Source organism: Microbacterium marinilacus (assembly GCF_019753765.1).
Taxonomy (GTDB): domain Bacteria; phylum Actinomycetota; class Actinomycetes; order Actinomycetales; family Microbacteriaceae; genus Microbacterium; species Microbacterium marinilacus.
Window position 1 is genome coordinate 335,240 of record NZ_JAIJZW010000003.1, and the last position, 14,558, is coordinate 349,797.

11 protein-coding genes and 2 tRNA genes are annotated in these 14,558 nt (G+C 66.0%); 12 read left to right on the top strand and 1 reads right to left on the bottom strand.

Going from position 1 to position 14,558, the window contains the following annotated elements:
- The first annotated feature begins 24 nt into the window (after positions 1 to 24).
- The 5 genes from K5S26_RS07245 to K5S26_RS07265 all read left to right on the top strand — a co-directional run bounded on the left by K5S26_RS07245 (position 25) and on the right by K5S26_RS07265 (position 3,877).
- On the top strand, positions 25 to 1,254 hold the full coding sequence (locus tag K5S26_RS07245; RefSeq protein ID WP_221857296.1) for a WD40 repeat domain-containing protein: 1,230 nt from the start codon (positions 25 to 27) through the stop codon (positions 1,252 to 1,254).
- Positions 1,251 to 2,177, top strand: a complete 927-nt coding sequence (aztC, locus tag K5S26_RS07250) for a zinc ABC transporter substrate-binding protein AztC (protein ID WP_221857297.1) — start codon at positions 1,251 to 1,253, stop codon at positions 2,175 to 2,177. The genes K5S26_RS07245 and aztC overlap by 4 nt, the downstream gene beginning before the upstream one ends.
- Positions 2,178 to 2,260: 83 nt before the next feature.
- Positions 2,261 to 3,478: a zinc metallochaperone AztD gene (gene aztD, locus K5S26_RS07255; RefSeq protein WP_246603699.1), complete on the top strand. Its 1,218-nt coding sequence runs from the start codon at positions 2,261 to 2,263 to the stop codon at positions 3,476 to 3,478.
- Positions 3,479 to 3,582: 104 nt separating this feature from the next.
- Positions 3,583 to 3,659 (top strand) — tRNA-Ile (locus K5S26_RS07260).
- Positions 3,660 to 3,804: 145 nt separating this feature from the next.
- A tRNA-Ala gene (locus K5S26_RS07265) sits at positions 3,805 to 3,877 on the top strand.
- Positions 3,878 to 4,630: 753 nt separating this feature from the next.
- Here K5S26_RS07265 and K5S26_RS07275 read toward each other — a convergent pair.
- Positions 4,631 to 4,870 (bottom strand): helix-turn-helix domain-containing protein, encoded by a 240-nt coding sequence (locus K5S26_RS07275; RefSeq protein WP_221857298.1) that lies wholly within the window; start codon positions 4,868 to 4,870, stop codon positions 4,631 to 4,633.
- A gap of 101 nt (positions 4,871 to 4,971) precedes the next feature.
- On the opposite strand from K5S26_RS07275, the gene K5S26_RS07280 reads away from it, so the two are divergent.
- The 7 genes from K5S26_RS07280 to K5S26_RS07310 all read left to right on the top strand — a co-directional run bounded on the left by K5S26_RS07280 (position 4,972) and on the right by K5S26_RS07310 (position 14,545).
- A complete protein-coding gene (locus K5S26_RS07280; RefSeq protein WP_221857299.1) occupies positions 4,972 to 6,075 on the top strand; it encodes a tyrosine-type recombinase/integrase in 1,104 nt (367 codons plus the stop codon).
- Between the two features lie 106 nt (positions 6,076 to 6,181).
- Complete coding sequence (locus tag K5S26_RS07285) at positions 6,182 to 7,075, top strand: pPIWI-associating nuclease domain-containing protein (RefSeq protein ID WP_221857300.1); 894 nt, start codon at positions 6,182 to 6,184, stop codon at positions 7,073 to 7,075.
- A 158-nt stretch (positions 7,076 to 7,233) separates the two neighbouring features.
- Positions 7,234 to 9,180, top strand: a complete 1,947-nt coding sequence (locus K5S26_RS07290; protein ID WP_221857301.1) for a type I restriction-modification system subunit M — start codon at positions 7,234 to 7,236, stop codon at positions 9,178 to 9,180.
- Positions 9,177 to 10,403, top strand: coding sequence for a restriction endonuclease subunit S (locus K5S26_RS07295; protein WP_221857302.1), 1,227 nt, complete (start codon positions 9,177 to 9,179; stop codon positions 10,401 to 10,403). Before K5S26_RS07290 ends, K5S26_RS07295 begins: the two co-directional genes overlap by 4 nt.
- Positions 10,400 to 13,513 carry a type I restriction endonuclease subunit R gene (locus K5S26_RS07300; RefSeq protein ID WP_221857303.1) on the top strand — a complete coding sequence of 1,038 codons (3,114 nt, stop codon included), beginning with the start codon at positions 10,400 to 10,402 and terminating at the stop codon, positions 13,511 to 13,513. Before K5S26_RS07295 ends, K5S26_RS07300 begins: the two co-directional genes overlap by 4 nt.
- A gap of 2 nt (positions 13,514 to 13,515) precedes the next feature.
- A complete protein-coding gene (locus K5S26_RS07305) occupies positions 13,516 to 13,716 on the top strand; it encodes a helix-turn-helix domain-containing protein (protein ID WP_246603700.1) in 201 nt (66 codons plus the stop codon).
- Between the two features lie 16 nt (positions 13,717 to 13,732).
- Entirely contained in the window at positions 13,733 to 14,545 is an 813-nt protein-coding gene (locus K5S26_RS07310; protein ID WP_221857305.1) for a GIY-YIG nuclease family protein, read from the top strand.
- The last annotated feature ends 13 nt before the right edge of the window (positions 14,546 to 14,558 follow it).

Here is a 14,558-nt window from a genome sequence, read left to right on the forward strand (position 1 = left end):
AACCGTCCCCCGAGAAAGGAACCCATGCGTCTCGCTCGCGCTCTCGTCGCCACCTCCCTCACCGCGCTGCTGTTGTCCGGCTGCGCCTCCGCCGACCCGGAGGAAGCGGCTCCCATCGCCGACCCGGCGACGACGGAGGAGGGCGAGGACGGCCACGGCGACGTCGCCGGCGCCGCGGAGGTGGCGGAACCGCCTCTGGGACTCGTAGCGGTCGATGCCGACGGCGCCGTCGCCTCGGTCGACCTGCTGACCGGCGAGGATCGCACCGTCGGCCGTGTAGACGCGCCGTCGGCGGTGCACAGCGACGGACGCTACGTGTTCGCGACGACCGGCGGCGGGCTGGATGTGATCGACAGCGGCCTGTGGACGTGGGATCACGGGGATCACTTCCACTACTACCGTGCCGAGCCGGCGCTGCTCGGCACGGTGCTCGGCGAGGGCGACGCGAACGTGACGGGCGGCGCGCTGTCGACCGCCGGCGGCACCGGGGTCTTCTTCGCCGGCAGCGGCGACGCCGTCCTGCTGGACAACGCCGCGCTCTCAGACGGCGAGATCGCCGAATCGTTCCGCGTGTCCACGGGCGCCTCGGCGGGGTTCGTCGCCCCGATGGACGGCGGCGCCGTGATCGGCGACGCCGACGCGGGCACCGTGCGCTTCCACGACGTCGACGGCGAGCCCGTGGGCGAGGCGGTCGACTGCGCCGGGGCGAGCGGTGCGATCGCGACCCGCGCCGGCCTCGTGCTCGGGTGCGACGACGGCGCGCTGGTCGCCACCGCCGCCGGTGACGCCGCCGAGTTCGAGCGGGTTCGCTACCCGGAGGGCGTCGTAGCCGAGGAGCGCGCCGTCGCGTTCGACGGGCGGAAGGGCCGACCGACGGTCGCGGCCGTCGCGGGCGATCGCGGGCTGTGGACCCTCGATGCCCGCGAGCTGGCGTGGGAGCTGATCGAGACCGAGCGGCCGCTCGCGACGGTCGTGGCGGTGGACGACGACGCGACCCACGTCGTCGCGCTCGACGTCGACGGAAGGGTGCGCGTGCTGCGCGCCGACACCGGTGAGGAGATCGGCGTGACCGAGCCGCTGGTCGAGCCGCAGGAGGTCGACCGCGCGAGCGTGTTCGTGGACGGTCAGCGCGCCTACGTGAACGCGGCGTCCGACGGCGTCGTGCACGAGATCGCCTACGCCGACGGCGCGCGCATCGCGCGGAGCATCGAGATGCCGGTCGCGCCGGTGCTGTTCGCGGAGGTCGGACGATGAGGCGGTTCGCCGCGGCCGGTGCCGCCGCGCTGCTGCTCGTGCTCGCGGGCTGCGCGGGAGGCCCGGGCCAGGGCGGGGCGTCGGGCGATACGCCGCGGATCGTGGTGACGACGAACATCCTGGGCGACGTGGTCGAGGAGGTGGTGGGAGACCAGGCCGAGGTGACGACGCTGATGAAGCCCAACGCCGACCCGCACTCGTTCGAGATCTCCGCGCAGGAGGCGGCGCTGCTCGGATCGGCCGACCTCGTCGTGTCGAACGGACTGGGCCTCGAGGAGGGGCTGCAGCAGCACCTCGACCGGGCCGCGGATGCCGGAGCGGAGATGCTCGTCGCCGGCGAGGTCATCGAGCCCCTGGCCTACGGCGCCGACCAGGGCGGCGCCGACGACCCGCACTTCTGGACGGACCCTGCGCGGATGGTCGACGTGGTCGACGCCCTCGAGGAGGAGCTCGCCGACGTCGACGGCATCGACGCCGCGGCGGTGGCGGACGGCGCGGCCGCGTACCGCGACGAACTGGGCGCGCTGGACACCGAGATGACCGAGGCGTTCGCAGCCATCGATCCGGAGCGCCGTGCGCTCGTGACCAACCACCACGTCTTCGGCTACCTCGCCGACCGGTTCGGGTTCCGCGTCGTCGGCGCCGTGATCCCGGGCGGCACGACGCTGGCGGCGCCGAGCGCGGCCGACCTGCGCGACCTGGCCACCGCGATCGAGGACGCGGGCGTGCCCACGATCTTCGCTGAGTCGTCCCAGCCGGACCGCCTCGTCCAGGCGCTCGCGGACGAGGTGGGCGTGCACGTCGACGTCGTCGAGCTGTTCACGGAGTCGCTGACCGAGCCGGGCGAGGGCGCCGACACCTATCTGACGATGATGCGCGCGAACACGCAGCGCATCGCCGACGGCCTGGCGGAGCCACGCTGACGGCCGGACCGAACGACAGGGCCTGAGGGACAGGACCTGAGCACGAGGGGCCTCAGCCCGTGAGGCCAGAGGAAAGGAGCACCATGAGGACAGCAATGAGAAGAGGCGTCGCCTTCGGCGCGCTCGCGGGGGTGGCCGCGCTGGCGACGGCCTGTGCCAGCACCACCGCCCCGGGGGATGCGCAGACGGACGCGCCGGCGACCGACGTCACCGCCGAGGAGACGTCGGCCGAGGGGCGGGTCGCGGTGTCGTACGAGAACGGCATCGCGGTGCTGGACGGCACCACGCTGGAGGTCGTCGCCGAGTTCGACTCGGAGGAGTTCACGCGCCTCAACCCCTGGGGCGACGGCCAGCACGTCGCGGTCACCACGTCGGAGGGCTTCCAGATCCTCGACACGGCCACGCCGGAGCTCACCGATCTCGTGTTCCCCGCGACCACGGCGGGCCACGTGGTGATCCACGAGGACCGCACGGTGCTGTTCGACGACGGCACCGGCACGACGACGATCCTCGACACCCACGCGCTGCAGGACGCGGACGGCACGCTGCCGGAGGGCGAGACCTACGTCGCCGACGCCGCTCACCACGGCGTCTCGATCGTGCTGTCGGACGGCACGCTGCTGACGACGGTCGGCGACGACACGGGCCGCACCGGCGCCGTCGTGCTGCACGCGCACGACGACCACTGGGACGAGGCCGCGTCGAACGACCAGTGCCCGGGCATCCACGGCGAGGGCACCGCGGCCGACGAGGCCGTCGTGTTCGGCTGCGAGAACGGAGCGCTGCTGTTCCACCACGGCGAGTTCGAGAAGCTCACGGCGCCCGACGAGTACGGCCGCATGGGCAACGCGTTCGTGTCGGAGACCAGCCCGATCGTCGTCGGCGACTACAAGAACGACCCCGACGCGGAGGGCTACCTCCTCGAGGCGGTCACGCTGATCGACACCGAGGAGCACACGCTCGAGGTCGTGGAGCTGCCGGAGGACGTGCGCTACACATTCCGCGACGTCGCCCGCGGGCCCGACGACCTGGCGTACATCCTGTCGTCGAACGGCTCGATCCACGTGCTCGACCCGGCCACGGGCGACCTGGTCGACGAGTACCCCGTGATCGACGCCTGGGAGGGCCCGGTCGAGTGGCAGGACGCCCACCCGGCGATCAAGGTGAACGGCGACATCGCCTACGTCACCGAGCCCGCCGCGAACGCGGTCCACGCCGTGGATCTGACGACCGGTGAGACCGTGGCGAGCGTCGAGCTCGACCACGTGCCCAACGAGCTCGCGGTCGCGATCGGCCACTGATCGGGCGCGCGAATCGGGCCGGTCGACGAGCCCGGCCCGATTTCGCGTTCCCCCTGGCGATAGGGTAAAGTCTCTGAGGTTGAGGACGCGAGTCCGATCCCTGCGGGGGTATAGCTCAGGCGGTTAGAGCGCTTCACTGATAATGAAGAGGTCCCAGGTTCAAGTCCTGGTACCCCCACCACGATCCTCGAGATCGTCGGGCCTTCGCGAAAGCGGAGGCTCTTCCCGTTCCGGCGGGTGGCCGTACGGCCGGTGACCCGGGGCCTTAGCTCAGTTGGTAGAGCGCCTGCTTTGCAATGACCAAAGAAGAATAGAGCACTGAACACGGGGCCTTAGCTCAGCTGGAAGAGCGCCTGGTTTGCAACCAGGAGGTCAGGGGTTCGATCCCCCTAGGCTCCACAAAACCCCAGGTCAGAGGCCCTTTCTCCTTCGGGAGGGAGGGCCTTTTTCGTTGCGTTGCCCGGCCTCTGGGGCGGGCTGCGGGTGGGCTCGTTTCTACGACTACTGCTCTGCAGGGCACATCTGACCCCACACCAATCACTACCAATCGAGCCGTCGAAGGCCTTCTGACCTGGGGAAACGTTGCTCGCGATCGGCTAAGACAACTGCGGTGCGCCCGGTGCGCCCCCAGAAACACCGTTTTGGGAGGACAAGCGCTCTCGGTTCCTGGTGCACTGTCTCTACAGGCTTGCGAACAGCCCGAAGACCCCTCGTGGGCTTGGAGCAAGCTGACGGAAGGTGATGCACGATGCTCGATGAGCTGCTCAATCTGGAGCGCCGAGGGTAGGCCTCTTTCTGCGACGGCTCAGGGGCGGACTTCTACGGTCAGCTGATGACCAGCGACGGTGTCATGGTCCTCGCTCACGGCCAAGTGCTCGACCGGACGATGTCGTCGAATCTCTCAACGACGTGCCGCCGTGGCGGACCTACGAGATCGCCGATGAACGGGTCATCCCCCTCGGCCACGAATGCGCAGTTCTCGTCTACACCGGTCCCGCGTATCGGGACGGCGACGAACCGGCATTCGTCGCCCTCATGTCCAGCGTGTACACCCGCCACGACGGCGCGTGGCGACTCGCCCTCTATCAGCAGATGCCGGTCCCGAGCCGAACGGATGACTGAGACCGCGAGCAATAGATACCAGAGCGCGTCTTACGGCTGCGTTGAGGTCGTCGCGTCCTCGATCAGCAAGGACTGTGCCGGCACGCCGAGTTGTCCGGCGAGGGAGTCCACGGAGTCCAGCGTCAAGTTCCGCTCGCCGCGCTCGGTGCCGGCGAGGTAGCGGGGCGTGACCCCGAGTTCTTCGGCGAGCCTCTCCTGCGTGAGTCCCCGTTCCTGTCGCAGTGCTCGGACCTGACTCCCGAGCACTGATTTCAGGGGCCGCTCACTCATACCTCAAGGCTGAAAGCAGGAAGCGATGAGTACCAGGTAGTCATCACTTCCACTACTCTCTGGGGGAGCAGCTGAGTCCGTGCAGTGGAGGCGACGGTGTCATGACAGTCCACGACACGTGGAAGGGCCTGACGAAGAACGAGATCGAGCAGAGACGCGCCAAGGGCGGCCTTCGGTATCAGCGTCGATGGCGAGAAGGCCGAGGCCGCGAGGCTGTTCAGCGTAAGCAGAGCTACTCCGAAGCGCAGCGAGTGCAGGCTTACGTCGATGACGCCAAGCAGATGGGCCACAGCGGAAAGACCATCAAATACGGCCCGATCACCGTCAACTACCTGCTCGACCGGCACCTGGCCGCGCGAGCGAATCGGTCACCGAACACGGTCAGGGACTACCACTACCGCTCCCAGGAGATCCGTCGGCGATTCGGCGACCGCGTCGTCACGAGCCTGGATACGACGGAGATCGAGATCTGGTCCGCCCGCGCGGAAGTTGCGGCACAGTCGCGGAAGAAGACGCTCGAGCTTCTCCGCGCTTCGATCAGGCGGGGAATTCGCGACGGCGTCGTCGACGCCGATCCGACCGAGGGGATCGTTGTATCGCTCGGCCACAAGGAACGGCCGCACTGGTCGCATGCGGAACTCATCGCCGTCCTCTCTGTTGCCCCGACATCCTTCGATCGGGCGCTGCTTGGCGTGCAGGGCCTGATGGGTCTGCGTCTCGGCGAGGCGCGCTCGCTCACTGTCGGCAGCATCGTCGGGGACACACTCAAGGTGAGGAACTCCGGGGCCGGCGCAGACACCACCAAGACCAGAGCCAGCATGCGAACCCTGCCGATTCCCGGCTCTCTCCGCCCCTTGCTCACGGACATCGCCGGCGACAGAAGTAGAGACTCCTGGCTCTTCGCGAGCCCACGACGACGGGGACAGCCCATCAGCGCGCGATACACCGGCACTGCGCTTGAGCGAGCCCGCACGATCGCGAACCAAGGCCGAAAGAACGAGATTCCTGAGATTACCGCGCACGGCCTCCGTCATACGTTCGCCGCGATCACGCTCTCCGAACTCGGCGCAGACATTCTCTCCGTCTCACGGGCGCTCGGGCACTCCCGACCATCGACGACACTCAACCACTATGGTCACCTCGCGCCGGCAGGACTGGAGACGTTGATGGAGCGGTTGGATGCCTTCGATCCACGTCCCCGATGAAAGACGTTGAGGTGCGACCGGGGTGCCAGCCCTTCTTGGCTGCGGCTAGATAGATCACTCACCGAATGTCAGTGTCGGCACCCATACTGAGTGCATGGCTCGGAAGATGACGCCCGCACAACTGAAGGCAGCCCTGAACAGGGCGCAACGCCAGCAGAAGCAAGCCGTCGACAAGTACAACCGTGAGGCGCGTCGATACAACGCTGCTGTGAAGAAGTCGGTGAACGACTACAACCGTGAGGTGCGCGTTTACAACGCCAAGGCGAGAGCTCACAACACCGCGGTCAGGAATCACCGGAGCCGTCTGGAACAGGAGATTCGCCGGCTGAACTCCCGTCCGTCTAGCACCACCTTCGTCAGCTATCGGACCTCTGTCGAGTCACTTGGCCTCAGCTACGTCTCGACCGAGGAGCGCCTGACAGGTCGCCAGGTCACGCCTGCAGAGCGTGACCTAATGGACCGCGTCAGTGAGGAGGCCGCGAACAGCGCGTACCTGCTCAACGCTATGGACGGTGATGGAGCCCCCGAGGACGATCCAACCGAAGAGGAGTTGCGGGAGGCGAGCATGCAGTCTGAACTCGCTCCATTTGGCCAGGACCTCGTTGATCGGTGGTCCGGGGCGCTGTTTTCACTGAGTCCGCGTAACCCGGATGCTGCGCGGCACTTCTGCACTAGCGCACGCGAAGTCCTGATTGCGATGATCGATCACGCTGCTCCGGATCAGGGGGTGGTCGAGGCGGACCCCACCTGTGATCGCACGGATCGCGGGGTGCCTACGAGGAGAGCGAAGGTTGGCTTCCTGCTTCGCCGTAAGGGCGTGAGCGTGGATGAAATCGAGGCCCTCATCGAGCAGGATGTCGACAACGTCCTGACGCTCTTTCGCGACTTCAATGACGGAACGCACGGTCACGCGGGGCGCTTCACGATCACGCAACTCAGTGCGCTTCGGAACCGGGTTGAGTCGGCGATTAGCTTCATTCACACACTCGCCGTGGCGTGATGGTCGGCGGTCGACCGAACAGACTGGCCTCTCGGCACAGGCGCACACCACGGCTCATGTGGACTAGCCGTGCTGTCGCGAGTCAAGACGCACAACGTAGCGCACCGTGTAAAGTTTCTGATACACGGAGCAATCGACGACGGCAGGACTGATCACCGATGACACAGACGGCGGGGCTATCCAGGAAGACCACGGCTCGGATCGTCTGGGACACGGCGGACAAGTACCTGCGCAACATCGTCGACGAGGAAGACTACGGCGACTACATCCTGCCGTTCACCGTCCTCCGTCGGCTGGAGTGCATGCTCGCCGATAGCAAGGACGATGTCATCAAATTCGTCGACGCCTTCGTCGCCATGCCGCAGCACCTCATCGACATCGCGGTCAAGGACAGGTTCGGCCTGGGCTTCTACAACGTCTCGCCGCTCGACCTCGCGACGATCGCCTCGGTCGACGACAATGTGGACAAGTCGCTCAAGAGTTACATCGACGGCTTCTCCAGCAACATCGCCGACATCTGGGTCTCGTTCGACTTCAACCGGCGCGCGAAGGTCCTCGCCGACGCGAACCGCCTGCTTGCCGTAGTGAAGCATTTCTCGACGCTGCCGCTCGGGCCGAAGGACCTCAGCGACACCGGCATGGGCGACGTCTTCGAGGACGTCATGTATCGGGCCTTCAACAAGAAGGGCAAGGCGGCAGGAAACTTCTACACCCCGCGCGACGCCATCCGGCTCATGGTCGACGTGCTCATCAGCAACGACGACGACACCATCGCGTCCGATCACGCCGCGCGTTCGGTCTACGACCCGACGGCGGGTTCCGGCGGCATGCTGCTCATCGCGCAAGAGGCGCTGAAGCGCACCAACGAGAAGGTCGACGTCACCCTCTACGGCCAGGAGCTCATGCCTTCGGCGTTCGCGCTCGGCAAGGCGGACCTGCTCATCCAGGGCGGTCGCCCCGACGCGATCAAGAAGGGCAACACCCTCGTTGAGGACCTCTACGAGGGGCAGACCTTCGACTATGTGCTCTCCAACCCTCCATTCGGCGTCGACTGGGCGGTCGAGGAGGCATCGGTGCGCGAGCAGGCCAAGACCGAGGGTTCCCGCTTTAGTCATGGCCTGCCGGGCACAGCCGACGGCCAGATGCTATTCCTGGCCCACTGCGCCTCGAAGCTCAGCCCTGCGGGCAAAAACGGCCAGGGCGGCCGCGCCGCCGTGGTCTCGAACCAGTCGCCGCTGTTCAACAGCGACAACGGGCCGAACTCGATCCGCCAGTGGCTCCTCGAAGAGGACCTCATCGACGCGATCATCGCCCTGCCGACGAGCATGTTCTACGGCACCGGCATCGCGACCTACGTGTGGATCCTCGACGCGAACAAGGACTCGGAGCGCAAGGGCAAGATCCAGCTCATCGACGGCTCCGGCCACTGGGACTCGCTGCGCAAGCCCATGGGCGACAAGCGCCGCGAAATGAGCAAGGATCACCGCACCAAACTGCTGGAGGCCTACGAGGCATTCGAGTACGCGGATCCGACGATCTCGCGCGTGATGACGCCTGAGGACTTCATGTTCCGCGACGTGCCCGTGTACAAGCAGGCTCGGTTCGCGACGCGGTTCAGCGAGGAGGCGCTCGAGGCCGTCCGCGGTCGCCGCGACTTTGTCGAAGGGCACGCGGCGATCATGCGTTCGCTCGACGGCACAGCGTGGAACGACCTGCCGAAGGCGTTCCCGCTTGCTGCCAAGACCGCTGGGCTGAAGGCCCCGTTGGGGCTGATCGACGCGGTCATGAAGGCGATGGCCGCGCTTGATGACACTGCGCCGCTGGCCGTCGACCGGAAGGGCAAGCCCGTGATCGTGCCGGGTTGGAAGCTCACGGAGCGCGTTCCCCTGAGCGAGGAGCTGAACGAACACATGGAGCGCGAGGTGCTGCCCTATGCGCCCGGTGCGCAGTGGGACGAGAGTAAGGCCAAACACGGCACCGATATCCCGTTCACACGGATCTTCTACGTGCCCGAGGAACCGCGCCCGCTCACCGAGATCGATGCGGACGTCAAGAAGCTCATGGGCGAGCTAGCTACGGCTTTCACGGCGGTGAGCGAGGAATGACCGTCGAGACGCAGCCGCTCTGGACACTCACGTCGCTGAACGACGAGTCGTTGCCGGACACCACGCCCGGTGCGTACACGTTCGACTACGTCGACATCTCGAACGTGACGGAAGGCCACATCTCCGACGACTTGGAGACCTACGCCTTCCGCGACGCACCGTCCAGAGCGCGGCGCGTCGCGCGGCAGGACGACGTAATCATCTCGACCGTGCGGACGTACCTCAGGGCGATCGCGCGCGTTGGCGAGACCGAAGGGCCCACCGTCTACTCGACCGGATTCGCCGTGCTCAGGCCCGATCGAGACCTGGTGGATCCTCGCTACATCTCCTTCGTCCTGTCATCGCGCCAGGTCATGGATGAGATCATCGCGACATCCGTCGGCGTCAGTTATCCGGCGATCCAGGGCAGCGCCCTGCATCGCATGCGTGTGCCGTACTGCTCCCGAGAGAATCAAGCTGCGATCGTCAGCTACCTCGAGCGCGAGACCGCTGAGATGGACTCGGTACTGGCGAAGATGGATCTCCTGAGCGAGGCGCTACGCGAGCGCGCCCGCAGCGTCCAGACCAGGGCCGTCTTCGGCCTCGCAGCAGGACAGCGCCACAGCGCCGCCGATGCCCACTCGCCTCTGTCCGGCATTCCCGAGCACTGGGATCGCACGAAGTTTGGTTACGACTTCACCGAGAGCACCGAGCGGAACGGCGATGACCCGCCCGGCCCGCTGCTCTCGATCTCTGAGTACCGGGGGGTCGAGCTGAACAACCGCACGGAGGGCCAGCAAGCGTCGCTCGACGTCTCGAAGTACCGGGTGGTGCGGCCCGGCCAGCTCGCGGCGAACATGATGTGGCTCAACCACGGCGGCCTCGGTGTCTCCTCCCTCACCGGGTACATCAGCCCGGACTACAAGGCGTTCTGGATCTCGGACCGCTTCGAGCCGCGCTACGTCCACCACCTCTTCCGGAGCTCGCGGTACATCGACTACTTCGCCGCGATCGCGACCGGGGTCCGCCCGAACGCCCAGCGCGTCACGAAGACGGTGCTGGACGCGACCCCTGTCCCGCTGCCGTCCCTCGACGAGCAGGTCAGGATCGCCGACGAGCTCGACGAGGCGACCACCCGCGTCGACGCCATGCTGGCGAAGGTCGCCGACCTTAAGTCTCTGCTCCTCGAGCGCCGCGCCGCGCTCATCACTGACGTCGTCACCGGCAACAAGGAAGTCGCATGAGCCACGCGCAGCTGATGGAACGCGAGTTCGAGGAGAACCTCTGCTCCGAACTGGCCGAGCGCGGCTGGCTCTACGAGGACGACGGCAGACCTACGGGATGGGACGTCGGCCTGGCGATAGTGCCTGCCGACGTGCTGCACTGGCTGGCCACGCAGTACCCGGACGAGTACGAGAAGGCCGTCCCCGAGGACCTCGTCGGCGAGCAAAAGGCCGATGCCGAGCGGAAGCTCCTCGAGCACATCACCAAGGAGCTCGCCAAGGCGACGCGGATGGACCCGACGACCGGGCACCCGGTCGGCGGCCTCCTCGGCGTGCTGCGCAAGGGCTTCTCCTACGCACAGATCGGCCGCCCCGCTGCGAAGTTCGGCCCGATGATGGTGTTCCCACCGGCGAACCCGAACCTGACCGAGGTCGTCGAGGCGGCCGCGGCTGTGCGGCTCAGGGTCCTCCGCCAGGTGCGCTTCGACACGAAGACGAACGAGAGCATCGACGTCGTGCTCCTCGCCAATGGCCTGCCGTTGGTCACGCTGGAGCTCAAGACCGACAACATGCAGACGGTCAACCACGCGATCCGCCAGTACAAAGAGGATCGCAAGCCCGGCAGGGGCCGGCCGCTTCTCGCGCCCGGCCGCGTACTCGTTCACTTCGCGGTCTCCAATGACCTCGTCTACATGACGACCAAGCTTCAGGGCGGGGACACGGTTTTCCTGCCGTTCAACCAGGGCGACGACGGCCACGAGGGTAACCCGCCGTCGAGCACGGGCTCGTCGACCAATTACCTCTGGCGCGAGATCCTCGCGCGCCAGACCTTCATGCGCATCCTCAAGGACTTTGCCCTTTTCGAGCCGGGGAAGTCGGGGAAGAAGGAGGACGGTCGCCTCGTCTTCCCGCGCTTTCACCAACTGCGAGCCGTAGAGCGCGTCGTCGCTGACATCGAGGAGAACGGGCCCGGTAAGCGCTACCTGGTCTGGCACTCGGCAGGTTCCGGTAAAACCAAGACCATCGCGTGGCTCAGTCACCGCTTGATCCGGCACATGAACGCCGACTCGAAGTCGACATTCGACTCGGTCATCGTCGTCACCGACCGTACGGTGCTTGACGAGAACATCCGCGACGACATGAACCTAGTGCAGTCGAGCAAGGGCCTCGTTGTGGCGGTGGGCGAGAAGTCCGGCGCGAAGTCTCCGCAGCTGAAGAAGGCGTTGATCGACGGCGACCACATCATCACCTGCACCCTGCAGACCTTTCCCGAGGTCATGAGGCTTATCGAGGACACGGAAGAGCTGCGCGGCCGACGCTGGGCCGTGATCGCCGATGAGGCACACTCCTCCCAGTCAGGATCCGCCGCCAAGCAGCTCAAGGAACTGCTCGTGGACGTTGAGATCGACCCCGACGAGGAGATCAGTGCCGACGACCTCCTGGCAGCCAAGGACTCGGCCATCGCGGCGTCGGCCAACATCACCTTCGTTGCTCTGACCGCGACCCCGAAGGGAAAGACTCTCCGGCTGTTCGGCACCAAGGTCGGAGAGCGCTGGGAGGCCTTCGATACCTACACGATGGCGCAGGCGATCGAAGAAGGCTTCATCCTCGACGTCCTCACCAATTACTCGACCTACGACATGTTTCTTCGAGTGAAGAACATTCTGGACGGTGAGGAGTCCGAGCGCGAGGTCCAGGTCAACACCGGTGAGGCGGTCTCGAGTATCGTCCGCTATGCCAGGCTCCACCCGACTGCGATCGCCCAAAAGGTCCGGGTCGTGGTCGAGCACTTCCGACGCAACGTGCAGCCGCTCCTCGGCGGCCAGGCACGCGCCATGGTCGTCACCAGTTCCCGCATGGAGGCACTGAGCTGGTCGCGGAAGATGGACGCATACATCGCCGAGAAGGGCTACGACCTGCACACGCTCGCTGCGTTCTCCGGCTCGCTCACCGACGAGGACGGAGAGAGCGTCACCGAGGTCTCGGTCAACGGCGTGAGCGACGTCGGGCGGGCCTTCCGCGAGCAGGGCGTCTACCGCGTCCTCATCGTCGCGAACAAGTTCCAGACCGGCTTCGACGAGCCGCGCCTGATGGCGATGTACGTCGACAAGAAGCTTTCCGGTGTCGCCACGGTGCAGACGCTGTCCCGACTGAACCGCATCTACCCGGGCAAGACTGCGCCGATGGTCGTCGACTTCCGGAACTCCCCGGCGAGTGTCCAGGCCGACTTCAAGCTGTACTACTCAGACGCGCACGTCGACGGCGATGTCGACCCGAACGCGCTGATAACGGTCGGCGAGCGGCTCGACACCGCGGGGCTCTACACGCACGAGGAGATGAACGCAGTCGCCGACGCGTTCATCCAGGACGCGGGTGGCGAGGCGATTGCCAAGGCTCTATCGCCGATCAAGAACCGCTGGAGTGGCCAGTGGCGTCAGGCCATGCTGTCGAAGGACAAGAAGCAGAAGAAGGAGCTCGAAGCCTTCCGCGCCGATGTGCTCAGCTATCGCAATGCCTGGCAGTTCCTCAGCCAGATCGTCGACTACCAGGACCCGGAGCTGCACCGTCGAGCCATCCTCGCGACATTGCTAGGCCGGAACCTCCACGCTGACGGCGACGACCGCGACGACAGCTTCCTCGAGGGCGTGCAGCTCTCGGGCGTCAAACTCGTCCCCTCCGCGATCGAGGAGGACCACTCGATCAGCGAAGGCAGCGGCGACGGCATCAAATTGCCGACCTTCGATGGTGAGTACGGCGGGAGCGCTGCGCCGAAGAAGGGGCCGCTCGACGAGGCTATCGAGAAGGTCAACGAGATGTTCAAGGCCAAGGGCGTCGATGTCAGTCCCGAGAGCGTGTCCGGATTCATCACGACGTTCTGGGGCTTCCTCGACGCCAGCGAGGAAGCAGCCGCGATGGCGAAGAACAACACAGTGGCGCAGCTCAAGGCGTCTGAGGGCTTCAGCAACGCGGTCGGGCTCGCGGTCCTCAAGACCGTGAACGAGTCGAAGGAGATCCAGGCCTACATGACGGATCCGGCGTTCATCGGCCAGCTATCCGACATTGCGGCCGACGCGCTTTATGCCCAACATCGTCCCGACGCGGACACGGCTTCTGGCCCAGCTGGAGAATGAGCATGAGCGACGAGGTGCAACAGAGCTTTGGCGACGTCATTCGTGACGCTCGGAAGAAGCAAGGCTGGTCGCAGGTCGAGCTCGGCGAGCGAGCAGGAGTTTCACGTCCGACCATCGCTCGCGTCGAGGGCAACAACGATGTCACGACCGCCACCATCGCCAAGATTGCGCAAGCACTCGGCCTGAAGCTTGAGCTCAAGTGATCTCAAGGCAATCTCGATGACCCTCACTCTCGGCTCCATCCTCGACAGCGCCGGCATCGAGCCGTCCGGCGCGCAAGTGATCCGCCATGCCTTTGTCAAAGAGCATGAGGACACTGGACTGCAGGGCATCCACGCAGATTCGACTGACCAGGAGATCCTCGCGTACACGAGCCAGCAGTCGTCGAAGCCGCGGATCTTCCCGACGGAGCCGCCCAGGCTCTGGGCCGTGTTCATCCGCGAAGGCGGGGATAGGGCCCGGCTCTGGTCGGTTGTGGAGAATCGCGGCGAGATCTCGAACGACGGGATGCTGCGCACCTTCGATCTTGTCGTCTCCGAGCACCTCGCCGACCTCAGAAACCGGCTCGTGATCGGCTGGAGGTCCCCGCGCACCTGGCGGCTCAACGGGCCGACGGCTGGCCGCTACCCGGTCATGGAGATCGCCGACGCACAGCCGGTGCCGTTTCCCGGCTTCGACCGCCTCGTCCTTGATCGTTCGCAGCTACAAGCAGTCATGCGCGAGCACCGCTATGCGGCCTGGCGAACAGCGCTCTCCTCTGTGGTCGGGATCTACCTCATCACCGACACACGTGACGGCCGACAGTATGTCGGCAAAGCCGACGGTGCGGAGAGTATTTGTCAGCGATGGAGCGCCTACGCGGCCAACGGTCACGGCGGCAACGTCGAGCTGCGCAGTGTTGACCCTTCGACGTTCCGATTCTCACTGTTGCGAGTTTTCGACCCGGCGACGCCGACACGCGTGATCGACGAAACCGAGAGTCACTTTAAGAACGCCCTGGACTCGCGTAAGCACGGGTTGAACCGGAACTGAGTCAGATCGAGCC

Coding starts and splice junctions, on each gene's coding strand:
- K5S26_RS07245 (WP_221857296.1), top strand. CDS start 25: ATGCGTCTCGCTCGCGCTCTCGTCGCCACCTCCCTCACCGCGCTGCTG.
- K5S26_RS07285 (WP_221857300.1), top strand. CDS start 6,182: ATGACGCCCGCACAACTGAAGGCAGCCCTGAACAGGGCGCAACGCCAG.
- K5S26_RS07305 (WP_246603700.1), top strand. CDS start 13,516: ATGAGCGACGAGGTGCAACAGAGCTTTGGCGACGTCATTCGTGACGCT.
- K5S26_RS07310 (WP_221857305.1), top strand. CDS start 13,733: ATGACCCTCACTCTCGGCTCCATCCTCGACAGCGCCGGCATCGAGCCG.
- aztC (WP_221857297.1), top strand. CDS start 1,251: ATGAGGCGGTTCGCCGCGGCCGGTGCCGCCGCGCTGCTGCTCGTGCTC.
- K5S26_RS07300 (WP_221857303.1), top strand. CDS start 10,400: ATGAGCCACGCGCAGCTGATGGAACGCGAGTTCGAGGAGAACCTCTGC.
- K5S26_RS07280 (WP_221857299.1), top strand. CDS start 4,972: ATGACAGTCCACGACACGTGGAAGGGCCTGACGAAGAACGAGATCGAG.
- K5S26_RS07295 (WP_221857302.1), top strand. CDS start 9,177: ATGACCGTCGAGACGCAGCCGCTCTGGACACTCACGTCGCTGAACGAC.
- K5S26_RS07275 (WP_221857298.1), bottom strand. CDS start 4,870: ATGAGTGAGCGGCCCCTGAAATCAGTGCTCGGGAGTCAGGTCCGAGCA.
- aztD (WP_246603699.1), top strand. CDS start 2,261: ATGAGGACAGCAATGAGAAGAGGCGTCGCCTTCGGCGCGCTCGCGGGG.
- K5S26_RS07290 (WP_221857301.1), top strand. CDS start 7,234: ATGACACAGACGGCGGGGCTATCCAGGAAGACCACGGCTCGGATCGTC.